We start from the raw sequence: 22,745 nt of genomic DNA on the forward strand, positions 1-22,745 counted from the left end.
TAAAATAATGTTTAAGGAGAGGTGAATTCAAATGGAGCAACAAAATAACGAAATGGTCAAATTTGATAACTCTCCACCGACGGGGATACAAGTCGTTTTGCGAGAGTTTAAAAAAGATAAATTAGCGATGATTTCCTTTTTAGGGATAACTTTTCTTATCATTGGATTTCTAGTCGCTGCCATGCTTTTAAATCAAGATGAAGTGTTAAAGATTAAACTGTTGGAGCGTTACACGGAACCCGGTGTAAATGGTTATACACTTGGAACAGATGAAGCAGGTCGTGATATGCTGGGGCAACTAGTAATAGGGGCAAAAAACTCTATTTTAATAGCATTTGCCATTACGATTATTACTAGTATTGCAGGGATAGGTCTTGGTATTGTCATGGGTTATTATGGAGGATTTATTGATAATTTGTTTATGCGAATTACTGAATTCTTTATGACATTACCTAATCTAATGGTGATCATTGTTTTTGTTACTATCATTCCCAAATATGGCATACTTGAATTGATTTTGATCATCAGTTTATTTCAATGGATGAGCACCGCCCGCTTAGTCCGAAGTAAAGCACTATCGGAGGGGCGAAGGGATTATGTGAGTGCTTCTAAAACAATGGGGACAAGTGATTTCGCTATTATGTTTAAAGGCATTTTACCAAATTTAAGTTCTATTTTAATCGTTGAACTAACGTTGAACTTTGCTGGTAACGTTGGGATCGAAACAGGATTGTCCTTCTTAGGATTTGGTTTGCCGCCATCGACTCCGAGTTTAGGAACACTTGTAAACTATGCGAGAAATCCAATCGTTTTGTCAGAAAAATGGTGGGTATGGTTGCCCGCATCAATATTAATTTTAATCTTGATGCTTGGTATAAATTATGTCGGTCAAGCACTTCGTCGTGCAGCTGACGCAAAACAAAGAATGGGATAAAGGGGAGGATGTACTATGAAAAAAAATTGGTTATTACTATCCGTTATTTTTGCAGTGATGTTTGTCTTAGCAGCCTGCAATAACGAGGGTAAAGAGGCAGCTAAAACTGGGGATGGCAACAAAGAGAAACCGACACAAACTGAAACAGATGCAACTAAGTTTCCAATGGAAATAACAAATGAAGGGGACGCTATTAAAGGTGGTACATTAAAGGTAGCGCTTGTAACAGACACTCCTTTTAAAGGGGTTTTCATTCCGGAATTATCTGATGATGCCTACGATAGTACAATCTTGGATTACGCAAAAAATGAAATTTTTGAATTGGATGGGGATTTCCAAGTAAAAGATACAGGTATTGCAAAATTAGAGGTTGATAAGGACAATAAGAAAGCGAAGATTACTATTCAAGGTGACGTTAAGTGGTCTGATGGTCAACCTTTGACAGCTGAGGATTTAATTTATCCATACGAAATTATTGGTCATCCTGATTACGACGGAAAACGCTACGATGACGATTTCCAAAATATTGTTGGTGCAAAAGAATATCATGATGGAAAAGAGAAAACAATTTCTGGTATTAAAAAAATTGATGAAAAATCCATTGAAATTACGTTCAAAAAAGTATCACCAGCTATTTATTCAGTTGGGGATGGGTTATGGGGTTATGCAGCACCGAAGCATCAGCTAGAGTCAATCCCTGTTAAAGATGCCCTAATTGCTTCAGATGCAGTTCGTAAAAATCCTGTAACACTGGGTGCATTTAAAATTGATAAAATTGTAAATGGAGAGTCAGTTCAGCTTGTAGCAAATGAACATTATTTTAAAGGCAAGCCGAAATTAGATAAAGTGGTAATCGAAGTTGTTCCTTCAAGTTCAATCGGTGAAGCTTTGAAAACTGGGAAATATGATATTGCAGAACATTACCCAACAACTCAATTTGATAGCATCAAGGATTTATCCAATATAACAATTGCAAGCCGTCCAGAGATGTCATACTCTTATTTAGGGTTTAAAGTAGGGAAATATGATAAAGCAAATCGTATTAATATTTTTGATAAGAAGTCAAAAATGAATGATGTAAATTTACGTCAAGCGATTGGCTATGCGATGGATATTGAGTCTGTTACAGAAAAGTTCTATCAAGGTCTACGTGTAAGAGCAAATTCATTAATTCCACCAGTGTTTGCATCTTACTATGATGGTACATTAGAGGGTTATCACTATGATCCTGAAAAGGCTAAGGAATTACTAGATAAAGCTGGCTATAAAGATGTAGATGGGGACGGAATCCGTGAAGATAAAGACGGCAAGAAATTCACAATTCGTTTAGCATCTATGGCTGGTTCAGATACTGATGAAGCAATTGTTGAGTACTATCGTCAAAACTGGAAAGAAGTTGGATTAAATGTTGAACTGACTACTGGTCGTTTAATAGAATTCAACAGCTTCTATGATAAAGTTGAGGCTGATGATCCAGAAATCGATATGTATATGGCTGCATGGAAAACAGGTACGAATCCATCTCCGGTAGGTTTATATGGTGAAGGGGCAGAATTTAACATGAGTCGTTACGTTTCTGCTGATTTAACAAAAATGTTAAAAGACATTGATTCGGAAAAATCGATGGATCCAAAACATCGTGCAGAAGCATTCCGTAAATGGCAAGAATACATGAGCAAAACAGCAACGACAATGCCAATGTACTTCCGTACAGAGCTTTTCCCAGTCAACAAACGTGTGAAAAATTTCAATGTTGATTATGCAAATGAAACAAAATCAGAACTTCAAACTATTGAATTAACAGCAGATGCTCCAGTAAAATAAGCTAATCACTGACAAAACAGTCTTTCTTCATATAGGGGAAAGGCTGTTTTTCATAACTGATTTAGTTATACGTTCTGATATCGAATACCGTGATAGGGGGATTGGAGTGGAGGGACAAACTTGACGATTACCTTGTAGCGAGCAGAGGAAAGGGATCATATCGTGTGATAATGCCTTCTTGACCAATGATCAAAGTTTCTCATCGGATCCCAAGAAACACTCAGTGATGAGCTGTATTCATAGAAAAAATCCACCCACTGTAAAATAACAATGGATGGATGTATAAGTTATTATCGATTAGCAACCCAAGTTTTCGCAAGATCTGCAGTACCATAAACATAATGCTGATCGCCTACTTCATGGTATGTTGCGCTATCGTCAACTTCCGTATGCTTGTACGGAATACGTTGACGGTGTTTTTCTGACATTGGGTCAGGAAGTGGAATTGCTGATAATAATGATTTTGTATACGGATGAACAGGGTGATTGTAAATATCATCTGCTTTACCGATTTCCATAATTTTACCACGGTACATAACAGCGATACGGTCACTGATATACTTAACCATTGATAAGTCATGGGCAATGAAAAGATATGTTAAGCCTCGTTCTTTTTGCAGTTGTTTTAATAAGTTAACAACTTGCGCTTGAATCGATACGTCAAGTGCAGAAATCGGTTCATCGGCGATAATAAACTTAGGATCTAAGCTTAGCGCACGGGCGATTCCGATACGTTGACGTTGACCACCGGAAAATTCGTGTGCATATCGGTTTGCGTGCTCTTTGTTTAAGCCAACAGCCTCTAGTAGTTGATTAACTTTTTCACGACGCTCTTTTTTATCTTTGTAAAGACCGTGAATCGTAAAGCCTTCACTAATGATTTCTCCAGCTGTCATACGCGGATTTAATGAAGCATATGGATCTTGGAAAATCATTTGCATTTGACGATTAAATTTCTTTAAATCATTTTTAGATTTCTTCCCATGGACATTTTCACCATCGAAAATGATTTCACCATCTGTAATGTCGTACAGGCGGATAATGGAACGACCAGTTGTCGATTTACCACAGCCCGATTCTCCAACAAGACCAAGTGTCTCACCTTCGTATACATCGAAGCTAATACCGTCGACAGCTTTAATAGGGTTACCTGCTGAACCGAAATGCTGCTTTAAATTTTTAATTTCAAGAATTTTTTTTGCGCCCGATTTAGTCATTTGAATGTGCCTCCTTTGCTAAATATCCTTCAATACGTTTAGCAACCGCATCTGGAAGCGGAATTTTTGGCGCGTCAGGATGCATCAACCAAGTTTTTGCGTAGTGTGTTTCACTTACTTGGAACATCGGTGGCTCTTGCTCATAATCAATAGCCATTGCAAATTCATTACGAGCGGCAAACGCATCGCCCTTTGGAGGGTTAATAAGATCTGGTGGTGAACCAGGAATTGTGCGTAATAGCTCATCCGTATCGTTATCTAAGTCAGGCATTGAACCAAGCAGACCCCATGTATATGGATGCTTAGGATTATAGAAAATATCATTAACAGTACCGTATTCAACGATTTGTCCGGCATACATAACGGCAACTCGGTCAGCAATGTTTGCAACGACACCTAAATCGTGAGTAATGAAAATGATAGATGTTTTCGAATTTTTTTGGATTTCTTTCATTAGCTCTAAAATTTGCGCTTGAATGGTAACGTCTAATGCTGTTGTTGGTTCATCGGCAATTAGAAGCTTAGGATCAGCTGCCAGTGCAATGGCAATAACAACACGCTGACGCATACCGCCTGAAAATTCATGCGGGTATTGGTTATAACGTTTTTCAGGGAAGGGGATACCTACCTGCGTTAAAAGTTCGATTGCACGTTTTTTAGCATCGGCTTTTGATACTTTTTTATGTTGTAAAATCACTTCAGTTATTTGACGTCCGACCTTCATCGTCGGGTTTAAGCTTGTCATTGGATCTTGGAAAATCATTGCAATTTCATTTCCGCGTACTTTTGACATTTCTTTATCACTTAAAGGTACTAAATCACGGCCATTAAATAAAATTTGTCCTGACTCATAAATACCAGGTGGCTGTGGAATTAGTTTCATTAATGCGTTACTCGTAACACTCTTACCAGAACCGGATTCACCAACGATTGCGAGTGTTTCACCTTCTTTTAAGTCAAAGGTTACACCACGAACAGCATGAACAAGCCCTGCATAGGTTTTAAAATTTATTTTTAAATCTTTTACTTCTAAAATTGTTTTACTCATTTTCGGCCACCTCCTTATTTACGTAGTTTTGGATCTAATGCATCACGTAAGCCGTCACCAACTGCGTTAAACGCAAAGATTGTTAGTGAAATGAACAATGCTGGGAAAATTAAACGCCAAGGAGCATTTGTAATTGCACCATTACCTTCAGAAGCCATTGTTCCCCATGATGCAAGTGGAGCAGGAACTCCAAGACCTAAATAACTAAGGAAAGACTCTGTAAAAATAGCAGATGGCACTGTTAATGTCATGGTTACTAAAATTGCACCAAGTGCATTTGGCACTAAATGTTTTAGTATTAAATGTCCTGTTCTTGCACCTAAAGTACGCGCAGCCAAAACATATTCTTGATTTTTAATAGATAGTACTTCACCACGTACAATACGAGCCATATTAATCCAGCCTGTAATGGATAATGCGATAATCATTGGTACGATACCTTGTTCTAATACTACTAATAGCACGATTACAACTAAAAGGTAAGGTATAGCTGTTAGGACATCGGCAATACGCATCATAATATTGTCAACTCGACCGCCTGCTAAACCAGAGATACTTCCCCATAATACGCCAATGATTAAGTCAATGATGGCAGCAGCAAACCCGATGAATAAAGAAATACGAGCACCAGCCCATATTCGAACGAAAATATCCCGACCTAAATCATCTGTACCAAACCAAAATTCTGACGATGGTGGAGCGTTAAAAACACCTAATTGGTCTTTATAGTGGTATTGAGAAAACATCGGCACAAAGATAGCCATTAAAAAAATAGCAATTAAAGCAATTAAACCGAAAATCGCCATTTTATTATGGGAAAAACGCATAAATACTTCCTTCCAAAAGGAGACTGATGTATCAGCTAATTTTTCAGTTGCTTCATGATTTCCGCCAACGATTTTAAACTTATCTTTTTCGATTTGTTGCTGTGTCATTACTTTTTCGCTCCTTTCAGCTTAATTCGCGGGTCGATTACGCTATATAAAATATCTACGATGAAGACCGCAAATAAAAGAATGATTGAGAAGAACACAGTTGTTCCCATAACAACTGTATAGTCACGGTTCGTAATACTTTGCACAAAGTGTTTACCTAAACCAGGAACCGCAAAAATTTGCTCTACAATGAAGCTACCTGTAACAACCCCAGCTGATAATGGAGCTAAATAAGTAACGACTGGTAAAAGGGCGTTTCGTAAAGTATGGCGGAAAACGACTGTCCATTTGCCTAAACCTTTTGCTCGAGCCATTTTAACGTAATCACTATTATTTTGTTCAAGCATACTTGAACGTGTCAGTTTAGCAATAAAACCCATATGCGTTATTGCAATAGCTAAGGCTGGCAATATACTATAACTAAAGCCTTTCCATCCGCTAATTGGGAATAACTGAAGTTTATAGGCAATGAAATACTGCATGAGTCCAGCTAAAATAAAAGATGGAACGGAAATTCCGAGCACCGCAAAAGTCGTTGCCAAATAATCTGGGAATCTATTATGATAAAGCGCTGCCACTACACCGATTAATACTCCCAATCCAATCGCTAGTAGCATCGCTTCAATTCCTAATGTTAAAGATACAGGAAAGCCTTCTGCAATCATATCATTCGTAGAACGCGCTTTATACTTCATAGATTCACCGAAATCAAAAGTGGCCGCATCGATTAAATAATCTTTGTACTGAATATACCAAGGGTTATTTAATCCATACGTTTCGTTTAACTTTTCCTCTATTTGAGGAGGGAAATTACGCTCAGATGCAAATGGGTTACCAGGTGCAAGACGCAATAGGAAAAACGTAGCCGATACGATGACGAAAAGCGCGAGAAGTATATACATCAGCCTTTTCAAAATATAATTAATCACATAAAACTCCTCCTTCTACTTGTCAATTATCTGACAAATAAGTGCTTTCGTATTTTAAAAAGAGCTGACCCGCGCCGTGGCTACGAGGCAGCTCTTCGCTTTAGAGCTTTAAACAATTATTTCATTTTTACATATTTAAGGTGAATATCACCAGTATCGTTAGGATCTAAGTTTTCAATACCTTTTTTAACTACTGAAGGGTGTGTATAGTAGTAAATAGGCGCAACTGGGAATTCAGTCATAATGATTGATTCTGCTTTTTTTAGATACTCAAGACGTTTAGCTTCATCTGCTTCAGCAACAGCCTTATCTAAGAAGCCTTTGTATTCAGCGTTTTCCCAACCAGTATCGTTGTTACCGTTTTTAGCAGTATCGTACATTTCAAGGAATGTATATGCGTCTAGATAGTCTGCTACCCAACCATAACGACCAGCTTGGTAGTCACCAGTGTTTAGTTTGTCAAGATAAACTTGCCATTCTGAATTATCAAGCTTAACATTAATGCCTAGATCTTTGCTCCATTGTTCTTGAACAAATTGAGCGACTGCGGCATGTGCTTCAGAAGTATTAAATGAAATGTTAATTGTGATATCTTTAGGATCCTTAATGCCAAGTTCTTTCATACCAGCTTCAAGAGCAGCTTTTGCTCCTTCAACATCATTGTCCTTAAAGTAACCACGATCTTTTTCAAATCCAGGAACTACGATTGGAACCATACCTAGAGCTGGTTTTTGGTCCGCTTTCGTTACGTTGTCAACTAATTTTTGACGATCAATTGCTAGAGTTAGAGCTTTTCGAATATTTACATTAGCCATAAGTTTGTCTTTTTTTGTATTGAATTTATACATATAAACACTTGCTTGGTCCTTGTTACTTAAAGAACCATCTTTTTTGAATTCATCAAGAGCATTAAGGTCTACTGTTTGGAATGGCGCACCAATATAGTCAAGCTCGCCACCTTTAAACTTAGTAGCAACAGTTGCTTCTTTTTCAACCATAGAAATATTTACAGTTTTAACATCAACATTTGATGCATCCCAATAGTCTTCATTTTTTGTAAGAACGATAGAATCACTATGTTTCCAATCACTTAATTTATAAGCACCATTTGTTACGTAATTTTCGCCTGCGTCTGCATACCATTCTTTATTAGCTTCAGCCGCTTTTTTGTTAATTGGTAAATAAGTTTTGAATGCTGCTAATTCTAAGAAATAAGGTGTTGGGTTTTCTAAAGTTACGACTAAAGTTTTGTCATCTTCAGCTTTGATACCAACATCATCTACAGAACCCTTTCCATCGTTGTATGCTTGAGCACCTTTAATTGGGTAGAAAATTGAAGAATACTCTGAAAGGTTTTCTGGGTTTAACACCCATTTCCAAGCATATTCGAAGTCTCCTGCTACAACTGAATCGCCATTTGACCATTTTGCATCACGTAAGTGGAAAGTATAAGTCTTTTTATCATCACTTATATCCCACTTCTCAGCCATACCTTCAGTAAGGTTACCTTCATTATCTACAACTGTTAGACCTTCGAAAACGTTAAGTAAGATTGCACTAGATGTAGTATCTGTTGCAAGCCCTGGGTGTAAAGATGGTGGTTCTGAAGCGACTGCTAATCTAAGCTCTTTAGCTTTTGAACCAGAATCTTTTGCGCCGTCTGAAGATGAAGAATTATCAGAATCTTCACCACCGAAGCCACATGCAGCTAATACTAGTGAAAATACTGCAAGGACAGTTAATAATAAAAACTTTTTGTTTTTAATCATGTGAATCCCCCTTATACAATTTTAAGCCTTTTGTGAAGCTCTTATTTAATATACCAAAAAATCATTGTGTACAAAATAAAAAAGATTCAAATTTATATAGTATTATCTGACATTTAAGAGGATGATAATTTTTTTCGATTCATTACATTGAAGAGAGAAAGCGCTTTCGTAGTAAAAAAATGATGTTTATTTGTTCGTGATATCAAAAAAGAATTAAAAACAGAGAAATAACTCACTAGAATGAAAATTCGTATTCTTCAGATAATGATATTATTATCAGAAAAATGAGTCAAAGGTCCTTGAGGTGATGCTTGTAAGGGGTTTGTATAAATTTGTAGAAAATTGAGGTAAAACTGAGTGATTTATATTCTTGGGCGGGCATTTTTTTTTTGTAATTTATAATCTCGAAGAATGATTGTTTGTATCTAATAATGATATATAAGAATCTTGTTTTGTATTTATTTATGATTACCGAGTATAAGAGAGAAAAAAGAAGAATTAGAGTAAAATGTGCCTTTCTTACAGAATAAATGCACAGCATTTAAGTAAAGTATATTTTTTTGAAATAATTTACACATTACTTGAATATACGATAATGTATAAAAAAATAGTACATATATGAGTTTGAAGTGAATGGAAGAAAATCTTATAGGTTGTTGTGATGTTGTTTAATGTAGAAATCCATTTGTATCTCTTAGGAGGAAAACTTCTACATATAATTACTAAAAAATAAGGAAGTCGAACTTGCTTCATTTCGTTGTGTGGTCAATTTTACCATATTTTTACGACCAAGTGGTAGTCTTCCTAAAAATAAACAGTAGTTAAAGATAAACATTTCCTAAGAAATGTGAAGGTATCGTGGTGCTATAAGATGTTTCTTTCTAATGCTACGTACCGTTGCACTGACGCTTTCACTATCAGGAATGATGAAAACATAAATAAAGCAGAGCATGTCGATATGCTCTGCTTGAATGTTTAAAGCTTGAATTGATTAATTTCAGTTTGTAAGTCCGAGGATTTTCCGCTTAAATCTGTAGCAACATGATTTACTTGTTGAGGACAGATTAGGTGGTAATCACCACAAAAAAAGGAATACGATATAGTTCATACCGTATTCCACTCTTTAAGACTGTTTTTTTAACTGTAAAATGACAGCCTCATCTGGATCCATATATAAAGTCTTTTGTTCGAAGTAAATAACAAAACCAGGTTTAGCGCCATTTGGTTTTTTTACCTGACGTATTTCTGTGTAATCTACTGGAACAGAGGAAGAGTCTCTTGCTTTAGAAAAATAGGCAGCAAGTGTTGCAGCTTCTCGTAATGTTGTTTCGTCAGGTTCACTTGTATGAATGACAACATGTGAGCCTGGAATATCTTTTGTATGCAGCCAAATATCTGTGCGTTTAGCCATTTTAAAGGTAAGCATGTCATTTTGTTTGTTGTTTTTCCCAACAGAGATTGCTACACCTGTAGAAGAGACATAACGTTCGGGCTCAGGCTTCGCTAGTTTTTTCTTTTTTCTTGAATGACGTAGTTTCAGATAACCTTGTTCTGCTAATTCTTCGCGAATTTCTTCTATATCTCCTGGTGCAGCCTGTTGTACCTGCTGAGCAAGCATTTCGAAATAGGCTATTTCTTCCTTCGTTTTTTCTAACTGTTCTTGAACCATAATTAGGGCATTTTTTGCTTTTGTGTATTTTGTGTAATAGCTTTGTGCATTTTCAATAGGTGTTTTACGTTCACTTACTGGAATGGTGATTTCTTCATCTCCTGTTTCGCTATAATAGTTCGTAACAGTTACTTCCTTTACACCTTTTTCAAACGCGTAAATATTCGCCATCAGCAACTCCCCATATAATTGGAACTGATCTAGCTTAGACGCACGTTCGTAGTCTTTATTTAACTTTTTAGTTTTTAATAGAAGTTTGTCAATTTCATTTTGCAGCCATCGTTCTAAATCACCTGCCTGCTGTTTGACACGATCACGCTCAGCTCGAGCAAAGAATACGCGGTCAAGTAGCTCGTGAACATTTGGATAAGTTGTTATATCCCCTTGTAAATGTGTTAGCTCGATTGGTGAGAAGTAAGTTTTATTATTTGCATTTACATACATCGGCTTTGTTCCACCGTTATTAAAGGAAGCTATAAAATCTTTAAAGCAACTAACACGATCAGCAGTGTTGGTTAATCGGAATAATAGTTCCTCGGCATGTATAGGTGAGAAACCAATAAATTGCGAAACAACTTCCTTAGCCGTTTTAGGTTCAGAGAAAAACAGTGCTATCTGTTCGTCCGTTACTGCTAGAGGGTGCCATTTATTCTGTGCGGGCGGTGCGATATAAGGCTGACCAGGTAAAACTGTACGGAAACTATTCACGGAAGGCGGCAAATGTTTTAAGCTGTCGACTATTTTTCCCTGTTCCTTATCTATTAACAACAGGTTACTGTGACGGCCCATAATTTCAGCATGTAACTCCCTTACAATAGGGTCCCCAATTTCATTTTTACTTTCGATTTCTACTATTATAATACGATCAAAATCGTGCTGTTTAATAGAAGAAATAAAACCACCCTCTATATGCTTTCTCAACAGCATACAAAACATCGGGGGTTCTGCTGGATTGTCAATTGAATGCTCAGTAAGGTGAACGCGTGCGTAAGAAGAATGAATCGAAAAAAGTAATTTATGATTGCTTCCGTTCGCACGGATATGTAGTACGACTTCCTGAGCGTTTGGTTGATGTATTTTAGTGATCCGACCTGATACTAATTGTTGTAGGTCGGCTGTCATTGAATAAGTAAATAAGCCGTCAAATGCCATATGAATCCCTCTTTCCAACGATATAAGCATCCTTGGTACTTTCGTATTTTTTATTTTAACAGGTGCATTGATTAACCGTTTTTATCTACACAAATTACATAGAAGGTGCAGATTTCCGTTACGGGCTACTTGCTTTGTTGCTGTCTCTACGCTTTCGCACAGAGCAAAGCTTCCTGCGGGCGAGCGTCGAGCCGCTTCCTCCGCTTCGCTCCGTGCAGGGTCTCGTCTGTCTCGCTTTCCCGCGGGAGTCAAGTAGCCCTTCACTACAATCAGCTGCAAAATAACAAAAAAAATCACTCGATAGCAAAACGAGGTTTTCTTAATCAACACACCTTATAGTTAAATCCATTTATATGCTCATCACAATAAAGTGTGGTTGATTCCGTTCCGACTGGGCGGTATGTGGGGAACTCCAATGTGCCGCTAATCCCAAGGAGTTACCTAGTCGTAACGAAAATCAACTTCTAGATAGGGCGTACATTTTAACAAACACCAACTATATCTTTTAGTAATGGGCTTTTCTTATGTTTATCATAGCATTTTTTAGGTGAATATTAAAATATAGCTTCTATTGTGGTAGAATTAGCTTTTGCTTTATCTTCATTCAGTGGATGTCGTGGATTTTGAAAGGAATGAATTGTGCGGGCACAAATCAAAATCCGGACGCAATTACACCAAGGCGAAATTGATCTATTTTTTACGTCATAAATGACAGAGCTTATGTTATAATAATCCCAGTATGCAAAGAAGGGTGTGACGAACCTTGGTGCGTAGTATGACTGGTTTTGGCAGAGGTGTCACAACAACAAGAGACTTTCAATTAACCGTAGAAATGCGCTCGGTCAACCATCGATTTTTAGAAATTAATGCAAAGTTCCCGAAAGAATGGCTTGAAGCAGAAATTTTTGCTAAAAAATTAATTTCGCAAGATTTGTCACGTGGCAAAATTGATGTGATGGTTTATGTTAAGGATTTAGAGAACGTCGAGCAATCTATTGAAATTAATTGGTCATTAATTGAAGCGTATCGTAAGGCAAAAGAGCAATTAGCAAATAAAGTACCATTAGAAGAAAAATGGACAATGCAAGAAGTACTATCGCTTGAACAAGCACTTGTACAGAAAAAGCCACAGCTTACACCTGAGGATTTACTCTATGCTGTTGAAAAGGCTATATCACAAGCACTTGAACAGCTAATACAAATGCGTGAGCGTGAAGGGCAAGAATTGCATGATGTTGTTGTACAATATAAAGAACAGTTAATAGAACAAGTGAACCAGATTCGTTCATGCGCTTCTCATGCTGTTGCAAAATATCGTACACGATTATCAGAAAGAATTACTGAAGTGGCGGATGGAGCGTTGTTAGAAGATCGTCTATTTGCTGAAGTAGCGATATTTGCTGAACGTGTGGACATCACTGAAGAATTAGATCGATTAGATAGTCACTTTCATCAACTGGAAGAAACATTACAAGAAACAATTTCAGTTGGCCGTAAATTAGACTTTTTAATGCAGGAAATACATCGCGAGATCAACACGATTGGTTCAAAAAATCAATCAACAGAGGCGTCCGTTGCAGTCGTTCAGGCGAAAACAATTTTAGAAAAGATGCGCGAGCAAGTTCAAAATATCGAATAGCTTGCTTGTATCTGTTATAAATTAAGGGAGATATAGAGAATAAATGATAAAAGAACGTGGATTATTAATTGTTCTGTCTGGCCCATCTGGTGTAGGTAAAGGGACAGTGCGAAAAGAATTATTTTCTCAGCCGAATACGAATTATGAGTATTCCATCTCGATGACAACACGAAATCCTCGCGAAGGTGAAGTAGATGGTGTAGACTATTTTTTCAAGACACGTGAAGAGTTTGAAGCGTTGATTGAACAGGGTGGCTTATTGGAGCATGCTGAATTTGTAGGGAATTATTACGGAACTCCGTTAGCCTACGTAAATGAAACACTTGATGCAGGACGTGATGTGTTTTTAGAAATCGAAGTGCAAGGTGCTGCGCAAATCCGCAAAAAGGCACCAGATGCATTATTTATTTTCTTAGCCCCACCAAGCTTAACGGAATTAAAAGATCGTTTAGTTGGTAGAGGGACGGAAACAGCAGACGTAATTGCGAAGCGTATTGCAACTGCAAGTGAGGAACTCGAAATGATGAGTCTTTATGATTACGTAGTTGAAAATGATGAAGTGACAAATGCTTGTGATCGTATCAATGCGATCATAAAAGCGGAGCATTGTCGTAGAGAACGTGTTGAAAAAAGATATTTGTCAATGTTGAGAGGAGAATAAACCTATGTTATACCCATCAGTAGATACATTAAAAAAAGAAATCGATTCAAAATACTCTTTAGTAAGCCTAGCATCTAAACGTGCTCGTCAAATGCAAGAGGAACAAGACACTGAACGCTTACACAAGTATGTTTCCCATAAATACGTAGGGAAAGCACTTGAAGAAGTAGCAGCAGGTGTACTTACGAAAGTGTCACAGGATGAGTCAACTGTGTACGAAGACGAAATCTAACATTGATATAAAGAAGCTTTTGCGAAATTAATGTTAACGTCTGCAGTGGATTTTTGATTATACAGAATGTCGAGAGCTCCCGAGGAATGTTCCTTTGGGAGCTTATCATTTGAAAGGACGATTGTGCATGAATAAAAATATTTTACTTTGTGTTTCAGGTGGTATAGCGGTTTATAAGGCCGTTGCTCTAGTTAGCAAGCTATCTCAGGCAGGAGCAAATGTAAAGGTTATCATGACAGCATCAGCAAGACAATTTGTGAATCCGCTGAGCTTTCAAGTTATGTCCAAAAATGATGTTTTTTTCGATACTTTTGATGAAAAGGATTCGAGTGTTATTGCCCATATTGAGTTGGCGGATTGGGCAGATTTAATTTTAGTTGCACCAGCTACAGCAAATATTATAGGAAAACTGGCGAATGGAATTGCAGACGATATGGTAACAACGACCTTGCTTGCAACAACAGCCCCTGTATGGCTTGCACCGGCGATGAATGTACATATGTATGACCATCCAGCGGTAAAACGAAATTTAGCACAGTTACAATCTGATGGCTATCAATTTATTGAGCCTTCGGAAGGATTTTTGGCATGTGGCTATGTTGGTAAAGGCCGTTTAGAGGAGCCAGAAAAAATAACGGCGATCGTGCAAGAATTTTTTTCAGAGAAGCTTAAGCCTTTAGCAGGTAAAACGGTAGTGATTACAGCTGGAGCGTATTATGTTCCATTGGACGAGCACCATGTGATTAGCACACAATCAAATAGTAGAATTGGTCAGGCAATAGCAGAGGAAGCAAAAACGCTTGGGGCAAATGTAGTCCTTATAGATAAGAATGAAACAAGCGTGTATAAGCTCTTTGATCAGCTTGCAGATTATAAAAAACAATATCCATCTGCATTTTTTATCCATGCAGCAAATACACCTACAATTGAAGGAGCACCAATATTATCCGTTGAAGGAATGACCTCAATCACTTTTGGGCAAAAAGTGATTGGTAAACCAATGCTAACAATCAAGTCTGACACGTGGATTGATTTTAGTGACACAGCGGAAGTAAAAGGTCAATTGTGGGATACGACAAATGCCATGCAGTTTGCGCAAGCATTTTGGACATATGTATTACAGGGTGAGAAGCAATGATTGCTGAGGTTATAGTGGATGTTTCAACTTACCATGTGGATCGTCCATTTGACTATGAAGTGCCTACAGAATGGACGCATATTATCGAAATGGGATGTCGCGTAAAAGTACCGTTTGGGCCAAGAAATGTTCTAGGATTTGTGGTTGGGTTAAAAAATGAAACAGATGTACCATCTAATAAATTAAAGTCGATCGCGCAAATTTTAGATATAGAGCCTGTATTAACAGAAGAAATGCTATTAATGGCAAAGTGGCTGAAAAACGAAACGATTTGCTATGAAATTGATGCCTTACAGGTCATGCTCCCATCAGCGCTTCGTGCGAAGTATGAGAAAATCATAACGCTACTAGTGGAGAAAGATGCTTTGCCAGATGAGGCTCAAGCTATTTTTGGGAAACGACAACAGGTTAATTTCAAAGAATTCGAGCGTGCTGAGTCACTTCCGTTATTAAAACAACTTATCACTAATAAAATTGTAAAAATCGAAAATGTTGTTAAGCAGCAAGGGAATGTGAAAGAAATACGGATGGTCAAAATTTCAGATAATCAGCAAGATATCGCTAAGGCTATGGAAGGTGCAGCGAGAGCAGCTAAACAACGCCAGCTGATTGAATGGATGGGCAGGCACCTAGGAGAGGTGCTATTGCCACAAAAAATCTATGAGGAAACAGGTGCATCCTCCGCGGTATTACAGTCAGTTATTGAAAAAGGAGCCGCCCATTTTATACAAGAAGAGGTGTATCGTGACCCCTTTACGAAGGAGGTTTCCCGAACTCAATCTTTACAATTGACGGATGAGCAGTACAATGCATTAAAGGCTATTACAAGTTCAATGGAAAATCAGACAGCGCAAACTTTTTTACTACACGGCGTCACGGGAAGTGGTAAAACTGAAGTGTATTTGCAAGCGATACAAAAGGTGTTAGATGAAGGTAAGGAAGCCATTATGTTGGTGCCTGAAATATCATTAACACCACAAATGACAGAACGTTTTCGTAGTCGTTTTGGTGAGATGGTTGCTGTAATGCATAGTGGTTTATCTGTCGGTGAAAAATATGATGAATGGCGTAAAATTCAGCAAGGAAAGGTGAGCGTCGTTGTTGGGGCACGCTCGGCAATTTTCGCACCTTTTACAAATATAGGTCTTATTATTTTAGATGAAGAACATGAATCGACATACAAGCAAGAAGATTCACCGCGTTATCACGCTAGAGATGTAGCGATATGGCGAAGTGAATTTTATAAATGTCCTGTTATTTTAGGTAGTGCAACGCCCGCGCTTGAGTCATTTGCGAGAGCAAAAAAGGACGTGTATAGTTTGCTATCGTTAAGGCAACGTGCTTTGCATCAACCATTGCCAACCGTTTTTATTGCTGATATGCGAGAAGAGCTTCAAAAAGGGAATCGTTCTATGTTTTCGGAGCAGCTTGTTGAGGCTATACGTGTAAGACTTGAGAAGAAAGAACAGATGGTGCTCTTTTTAAATCGTCGTGGCTATTCTTCTTTTGTGCTTTGTCGCGATTGTGGAACGGTTGTACAATGCCCGAACTGTGATATTTCGTTAACGTATCATCGAACAACAGAGAAATTAAAATGTCATTATTGCGGATATGAGGAGCATGTTCCTCAAATATGCCCACAATGCCAAAGTGAGCATATTCGTTATTTTGGTACAGGAACCCAAAAAGTCGAAGAAGAAATTTATAAGCTATTTCCTGAGGCAAGAGTTCTCCGAATGGATGTTGATACAACAAAGCACAAAGGTGCACATGAAGAAATTTTACAAGCATTTGGGGAAGGACAAGCAGATATTTTGCTAGGGACACAAATGATTGCTAAAGGTCTTGATTTTCCTAATATTACGCTTGTGGGTGTACTTAGTGCTGATACATCACTGCATTTACCAGATTACCGTGCAGCGGAGCGTACATTCCAATTATTAACGCAGGTTAGTGGTAGGGCTGGACGTCATGAAAAGCATGGTGAGGTGATTATTCAATCGTATACACCAGAGCATTATGCAATTGAATTGGCAAAAATACAAGATTATGAGCCATTTTACGAACGTGAAATGTTTTTACGCCGCCGTTCAAGCTACCCGCCGTATTATTATGTAGCACTTGTTCAACTATCTCATGAGGATGTTATGATGGCGGCAGAATATGCTGGACGTGCGGTGGATTGGCTAAGGGAAAACTTATCTAACCGGGTAGCAATTATTGGTCCAACAACCGCAAGCATTAGTCGTCTCCAAAATAGATATCGTTATCAATGTTTGATAAAATATAAAATTGAACCAAATCTCATTCCTGTATTACAGCGCCTTCTAGCGATGTATCGAGCGGAATGGATTAAACAGGGTATATTAATGACGGTAGATTTAGATCCGTCAACTATATAAAATAGTTCATCTCCATATTGGACATGACATTTTGTTAAAACGTATGCAATGTATAATAGTTGATTGGAGTGGAGGTTGGGCGACTCCTTGGGGATTAGCAATAGAGGAACGAAGGCTAAGAGCATCACATCCTGTGATACCGCCTTCGTGACCAACCTCGGTGCTGCTGCCGCTACGTTAGCACTACGCTTTCGCGCAAAAAACATCTGTTGGCCCGAGACCCTGCAGCGAAGCGAAGCGGCTCATCGTATGCCCCCAGGAAGCTTTGCTCTGGGCGAAAGCGAAGCGGCAGCAGCAAATGTTTTCTGTAGCGAAAGCGCAGCGTCAGCTACAAATGTTTTATCTGCGCGAAAGCGAAGCGGCAGCAGCAAATGTTTTCTGTAGCGAAAGCGCAGCGTCAGCTACAAAGCGCCCAGCCGGAACGGAAATCAGCCCCACATTATGACGTAGTGTTACAAATAGACAAGGTATAAGCCTTAAATATAGAAATGAGGAACATAATATGGCAATTAAAAAAGTTGTAGAACATCCAGCAAAGGTACTATCAACGCCGTGCGCGGAAGTAACAGAAATTAATGAAGAAATTATTACATTACTAGATGATTTATATGACACAATGGTTGAATACGATGGCGTTGGTATTGCAGCCCCACAAATAAATGTAGGATTACGAGTTGCAATCGTTGAGCTTGGCGAGGAACGCGATATTTTAGAAATGATTAATCCAACTGTTATTAAAACAGATGGTGCTGAAGTAGATATTGAAGGATGTTTAAGCTTTCCGGGATTATACGGTGAGGTTGAACGACCTGACTATGTGAAAATTGAAGCGTGTGACCGTGAAGGACGTGTATATGAGCTAGAAGCGGGAGGCTTTGATGCACGAGCAATTTTACACGAAATCGATCATTTAGATGGCGTTCTATTTGATTCAAAAATCAAACGTATTCTAACTGAAGAAGAGCTTGAAGCATTGTACGCTGAAGAGGAGGAATAATATGACTTCAATAATTTTTATGGGAACACCTGATTTCTCCGCACCAATTTTGCGTATGCTACATCATGAAGGTTATGACATTAAAGCTGTAGTTACACAACCAGATCGTCCAGTTGGGCGTAAGCGTGTGCTAACACCACCACCTGTGAAAGCAGCAGCGATGGAGTTAGGTTTACCTGTTATTCAGCCTGAAAAGCTACGTGGTTCTGAGGAATTACAGCAAATTATTGATTTACAGCCTGACCTAGTCGTAACGGCTGCTTTTGGACAAATTTTGCCGAAAGAATTGCTAGATGCACCACCTCTTGGTTGTATTAACGTCCATGCGTCACTTTTACCGAAGTATCGTGGTGGAGCACCTATTCATCAAGCAATTATTGATGGTGAAAAAGAGACTGGCGTAACGATTATGTACATGGCGCAAAAGCTTGATGCAGGTGATATTATTTCTCAAAAGGCTATTCCAATCGAAGAGGATGATCATACGGGTGGACTATTCGATAAGCTAAGTGTTGTAGGTTCTGATTTATTAAAAGCTACACTTCCTTCTATTATAAATGGAACAAATAATCGTACCGTGCAGGATGAAGCACAAGTAACATTTGCCAGCAATATTTCGCGTGAACAGGAACGTATTGATTGGACAAAGGATGCTACAACTTTATACAATCAAGTGCGTGGTCTTCACCCTTGGCCAGTAGCCTACACAACATTCGAAGATGGCAATTTTAAAATTTGGTGGGCACAGGTTGGCAACACGAAGCATGATGTTAAAACTGGTGAAGTTGTTGCGATTGCAAAGGATCATTTTGAAGTTGCAGCAGGAAATGGTACAACACTTGCCCTGTATGATGTACAACCAGCTGGTAAAAAACGCATGACAGCAGAGGAATATTTACGTGGTACAGGTTCTAAATTACAGATTGGGGACCAGTTTAAATGAGTAAAAAAAGCGTAGTAATTTGGGATGGAAATGTGCGTGATGCTGCACTTTCTATTCTGCTAGCAGTAGATAAAAATCAAGCCTATAGTAATTTACTTTTAAATGAAACGATCAAGCGACATAAAATTGAAGCGAAGGATCGTGCGCTTTTAACAGAAATTACGTATGGGACACTCCAATATAAAATGACGCTTGATTACTATTTAGAGCCATTTATTCGTGGTTCAGTGGATCATTGGGTGCGCTGGCTTTTACGTTTATCTTTATATCAAATGCATTATTTAACACGTATTCCACCACATGCAGCCGTAAATGAAGCTGTAGAAATTGCTAAGCGTCGGGGTCACCAAGGTATTGCCTCAATGGTAAACGGTATTTTACGATCTATTTTACGTCAGGGTGTAGCTTCTACCGATGACATTAATGATCCAATCGAGCGCCTTGCTATTGAAACGAGTCATCCCGAGTGGTTAGTGCAACGCTTTGTCGATAACTATGGTATTGAAGTAGCTGCTGAAATGTTACATGAAAATAATGTGCCTCCTGTGCAAACTGTACGTGTCAATACAACGAAAGCAAGTGTTGATCAAGCGATTGCTAGTATAGAAGCGGAAGGTTTAACAGCGAAAAAAAGCGACCTAATGCCTGAATGCTTATATGTAACAAACGGTCAGCCCGCTCGGACAAAGGCATTCCAAGAAGGACTTATTACCATTCAGGATGAAAGCTCAATGATTCCTGCGAATGTTTTGCATCCATCTCCAGGTATGCGCGTCTTAGATATGTGTGCAGCTCCAGGTGGAAAGACAACACATATAGCTGAAATCATGAAAAATGAAGGTTCGATTTTAGCGACTGACCTTCACCCTCATAAATTAGATTTAATCGACCATAATACGGAACGTCTAGGGATTGATATAGTAGAGACTGCTCCGATTGACGGGCGTAAAGCTCCAGATTTTCTAAAAGCAGAATCATTCGACGCTATTTTAGTCGATGCGCCATGTAGTGGTTTAGGTGTTATGCGTCGTAAGCCGGATATTAAATATACAAAACGGGAGGAAGATTTAGCAAACCTCCAAAAAATACAATTGGCGCTATTAGATGCTGCAACAAAAGTATTGAAAATAGATGGCAAACTTGTGTACAGTACATGTACAGTCGATAAAAAAGAAAATGAAGGCACTGTAGAAGCCTTTTTATCAGCGCATCCAGAAATGGAAGCTATACAACTAGAATCTTTACCAACAAAATTAGCGGAAAAGCAAGCAAATGGCATGCTTCAAGTCTTTCCACAAGACTTTGGCAGTGACGGTTTCTTCGTTGCCGCCTTTCGTAAAAAAGGAGAATCCAACTAATGGTGGATCAAGAGAAATTTAATGAGCGTATAAACGACTTAGTTGACGAAGCAGAAGAAAAGCCAGTTCGACGTGCGAAAAAAGAAAAACCAAATTTAAAGGAATCGGTCTATTCATTACAGCCGAAACAGTTAGAAGAATGGTTAAAGGAAAATGATGAAAAACCGTTCCGAGCAGCTCAAATTTATGATTGGCTTTATAATAAACGTGTCAAAACATTTGCTGAAATGTCTAACCTTTCAAAAGGATTACGCGAAAAACTTGAAGCAAGTTTTTCATTAACGACATTATCAACAATTATTAAACAGGAATCTAAAGATGGTACGATCAAGTTTTTATTCCAGTTACAAGATGGCTATTCTATTGAAACTGTATTAATGCGACATGAATATGGGAACTCTGTTTGTGTAACGACACAGGTAGGCTGCCGAATTGGCTGTACGTTTTGTGCGTCAACTTTAGGTGGGTTAAAACGTCACTTACTAGCAGGGGAAATCGTGGAGCAAGTTGTTAAAGTGCAGCAAACTTTAGATGAAGTGGGCGAGCGTGTTTCACATATTGTCATTATGGGTATTGGAGAACCTTTCGATAATTATGATGCGATGATGAACTTCTTAAAAGTCATCAACAATGAAAAAGGATTAAATATTGGTGCGCGTCATATCACTGTATCAACATCAGGGATTGTTCCAAAAATTTATCAATTTGCAGATGAACAGCTCCAAATCAATTTTGCAGTATCTTTACATGCACCAAACCAAGAGGCTCGTCAAAAACTGATGCCTATTGCACGTGCTTACAAATTGGATGAATTAATGGAAGCTGTCCGTTACTATACTAAAAAAACTGGCCGACGTGTAACTTTTGAATATGGTTTAATGTCTGGCGAAAATGATTCAGTTGAAATTGCCGAAGAGTTATCGGCATTAATAAAAGGAATTAAATGTCACGTAAACTTAATTCCGGTAAACTACGTACCAGAACGTGATTATGTTCGCACATCCCGTAGTCAAATTTTTGCCTTTGAAAAAACTTTAAAGAAGAATGGTATTAACGTAACGATCCGCCGAGAGCAAGGTTCTGATATTGCTGCTGCGTGTGGACAATTACGTGCGCAAGAGAGATCTGAAGAGACGAGGTGACCAGTGTTGGAATACACAGTCGAAAGTGATATTGGGTTAAAACGAGCAATTAATGAAGACCGTGCGGCATTTTTTATTCGTCCAGACGGGCTTGCACTAGCACTTGTAGCAGACGGCATGGGTGGTCATAATGCTGGCGATGTAGCGAGTGATATGGCGATGAAACAGATAGAATCCGTTTTTTTACAGGCAGAGGCACATCATTTTGCATCAACAACATCAAAAAAAGAGTGGTTATTACAAGCAGTCAAGCAATTGAATAAAAGTATATACGACTATTCTTTATCACATGAAGACTGTAAAGGAATGGGCACGACGTTTATTGCAGTGTTAATTGAAAAGAATCATTGCTTTATCGCCCATGTTGGCGATAGTCGTGTGTATTATTTCTTTGAGGATGGTGCACAACAAATAACAAGAGATCACTCCTATGTAAATGTTCTGGTTGAAAATGGTGAAATTAGTGAAGAGGAAGCGCTGACACATCCGAAGAAAAATTTCATCTTAAAAGCAATTGGTACAGAAGAAACGATTGAACCAGACTTTTATGAAGTAGATTTAGCATCAGAATCGTATTTACTCATTTGCTCTGACGGTTTAAGCAATAAACTTACAGTATATGAAATGGCATCAATTATTACGTATCCAGATTCAGTAGAAGAAAAAGGACGAAAACTTGTGGAATTAGCAAATGCAAGCGGGGGAGAAGACAATATCTCCCTCGTGTTGCTCACAAGGCAAGATGAGGAGGTGTAA

General features: G+C 38.4%; 19 protein-coding genes. 13 read left to right on the forward strand and 6 right to left on the reverse strand.

What is annotated here, in order from left to right; genetic code table 11:
* The first annotated feature begins 31 nt into the window (after positions 1–31).
* Complete coding sequence (locus MWJ95_RS07250) at positions 32–934, forward strand: ABC transporter permease (protein ID WP_283164638.1); 903 nt, start codon at positions 32–34, stop codon at positions 932–934.
* A 15-nt stretch (positions 935–949) separates the two neighbouring features.
* On the forward strand, positions 950–2,758 hold the full coding sequence (locus tag MWJ95_RS07255; protein WP_249073188.1) for an oligopeptide ABC transporter substrate-binding protein: 1,809 nt from the start codon (positions 950–952) through the stop codon (positions 2,756–2,758).
* Between the two features lie 290 nt (positions 2,759–3,048).
* Here the strand turns inward: MWJ95_RS07255 and MWJ95_RS07260 are convergent, their stop codons facing one another.
* The 6 genes from MWJ95_RS07260 to MWJ95_RS07285 all read right to left on the reverse strand — a co-directional run bounded on the left by MWJ95_RS07260 (position 3,049) and on the right by MWJ95_RS07285 (position 11,477).
* A complete protein-coding gene (locus MWJ95_RS07260) occupies positions 3,049–3,975 on the reverse strand; it encodes an ABC transporter ATP-binding protein (RefSeq protein WP_249073187.1) in 927 nt (308 codons plus the stop codon).
* Positions 3,968–5,023 carry an ABC transporter ATP-binding protein gene (locus MWJ95_RS07265; RefSeq protein WP_249073186.1) on the reverse strand — a complete coding sequence of 352 codons (1,056 nt, stop codon included), beginning with the start codon at positions 5,021–5,023 and terminating at the stop codon, positions 3,968–3,970. Before MWJ95_RS07265 ends, MWJ95_RS07260 begins: the two co-directional genes overlap by 8 nt.
* A 14-nt stretch (positions 5,024–5,037) precedes the next feature.
* Positions 5,038–5,958, reverse strand: a complete 921-nt coding sequence (locus tag MWJ95_RS07270; protein WP_249073185.1) for an ABC transporter permease — start codon at positions 5,956–5,958, stop codon at positions 5,038–5,040.
* Positions 5,958–6,887: an ABC transporter permease gene (locus MWJ95_RS07275; protein ID WP_249073184.1), complete on the reverse strand. Its 930-nt coding sequence runs from the start codon at positions 6,885–6,887 to the stop codon at positions 5,958–5,960. The genes MWJ95_RS07270 and MWJ95_RS07275 overlap by 1 nt, the downstream gene beginning before the upstream one ends.
* 116 nt (positions 6,888–7,003) lie before the next feature.
* A complete protein-coding gene (locus MWJ95_RS07280; RefSeq protein ID WP_249073183.1) occupies positions 7,004–8,656 on the reverse strand; it encodes a peptide ABC transporter substrate-binding protein in 1,653 nt (550 codons plus the stop codon).
* A gap of 1,123 nt (positions 8,657–9,779) precedes the next feature.
* Entirely contained in the window at positions 9,780–11,477 is a 1,698-nt protein-coding gene (locus tag MWJ95_RS07285) for an Rqc2 family fibronectin-binding protein (RefSeq protein ID WP_249073182.1), read from the reverse strand.
* Positions 11,478–12,240: 763 nt separating this feature from the next.
* On the opposite strand from MWJ95_RS07285, the gene MWJ95_RS07290 reads away from it, so the two are divergent.
* From MWJ95_RS07290 to MWJ95_RS07340, 11 genes are all read left to right on the forward strand, one after another.
* Positions 12,241–13,116 (forward strand): YicC/YloC family endoribonuclease, encoded by an 876-nt coding sequence (locus MWJ95_RS07290; RefSeq protein WP_249073181.1) that lies wholly within the window; start codon positions 12,241–12,243, stop codon positions 13,114–13,116.
* A 43-nt stretch (positions 13,117–13,159) separates the two neighbouring features.
* On the forward strand, positions 13,160–13,777 hold the full coding sequence (gene gmk / locus MWJ95_RS07295) for a guanylate kinase (protein ID WP_132357484.1): 618 nt from the start codon (positions 13,160–13,162) through the stop codon (positions 13,775–13,777).
* Between the two features lie 4 nt (positions 13,778–13,781).
* Positions 13,782–14,009 (forward strand): DNA-directed RNA polymerase subunit omega, encoded by a 228-nt coding sequence (rpoZ, locus tag MWJ95_RS07300; RefSeq protein ID WP_053483349.1) that lies wholly within the window; start codon positions 13,782–13,784, stop codon positions 14,007–14,009.
* A 127-nt stretch (positions 14,010–14,136) separates the two neighbouring features.
* On the forward strand, positions 14,137–15,147 hold the full coding sequence (gene coaBC / locus MWJ95_RS07305; protein WP_249073180.1) for a bifunctional phosphopantothenoylcysteine decarboxylase/phosphopantothenate--cysteine ligase CoaBC: 1,011 nt from the start codon (positions 14,137–14,139) through the stop codon (positions 15,145–15,147).
* On the forward strand, positions 15,144–17,549 hold the full coding sequence (gene priA, locus MWJ95_RS07310) for a primosomal protein N' (protein ID WP_249073179.1): 2,406 nt from the start codon (positions 15,144–15,146) through the stop codon (positions 17,547–17,549). The genes coaBC and priA overlap by 4 nt, the downstream gene beginning before the upstream one ends.
* Before the next feature lie 265 nt (positions 17,550–17,814).
* Positions 17,815–17,994 (forward strand): hypothetical protein, encoded by a 180-nt coding sequence (locus tag MWJ95_RS07315; protein WP_249104887.1) that lies wholly within the window; start codon positions 17,815–17,817, stop codon positions 17,992–17,994.
* Between the two features lie 57 nt (positions 17,995–18,051).
* Positions 18,052–18,546, forward strand: a complete 495-nt coding sequence (gene def / locus MWJ95_RS07320) for a peptide deformylase (protein WP_249073178.1) — start codon at positions 18,052–18,054, stop codon at positions 18,544–18,546.
* 1 nt (position 18,547) lies between these two features.
* Entirely contained in the window at positions 18,548–19,489 is a 942-nt protein-coding gene (gene fmt, locus MWJ95_RS07325; RefSeq protein WP_249073177.1) for a methionyl-tRNA formyltransferase, read from the forward strand.
* Complete coding sequence (rsmB, locus tag MWJ95_RS07330; RefSeq protein WP_249104889.1) at positions 19,486–20,847, forward strand: 16S rRNA (cytosine(967)-C(5))-methyltransferase RsmB; 1,362 nt, start codon at positions 19,486–19,488, stop codon at positions 20,845–20,847. Before fmt ends, rsmB begins: the two co-directional genes overlap by 4 nt.
* Entirely contained in the window at positions 20,847–21,989 is a 1,143-nt protein-coding gene (rlmN, locus tag MWJ95_RS07335) for a dual-specificity RNA methyltransferase RlmN (RefSeq protein ID WP_249073175.1), read from the forward strand. The genes rsmB and rlmN overlap by 1 nt, the downstream gene beginning before the upstream one ends.
* A gap of 6 nt (positions 21,990–21,995) precedes the next feature.
* Entirely contained in the window at positions 21,996–22,745 is a 750-nt protein-coding gene (locus MWJ95_RS07340; RefSeq protein WP_249073497.1) for a Stp1/IreP family PP2C-type Ser/Thr phosphatase, read from the forward strand.

The sequence above is a fragment of the Lysinibacillus sp. Bpr_S20 genome (genome assembly GCF_023337835.1).
GTDB lineage: Bacteria > Bacillota > Bacilli > Bacillales_A > Planococcaceae > Lysinibacillus.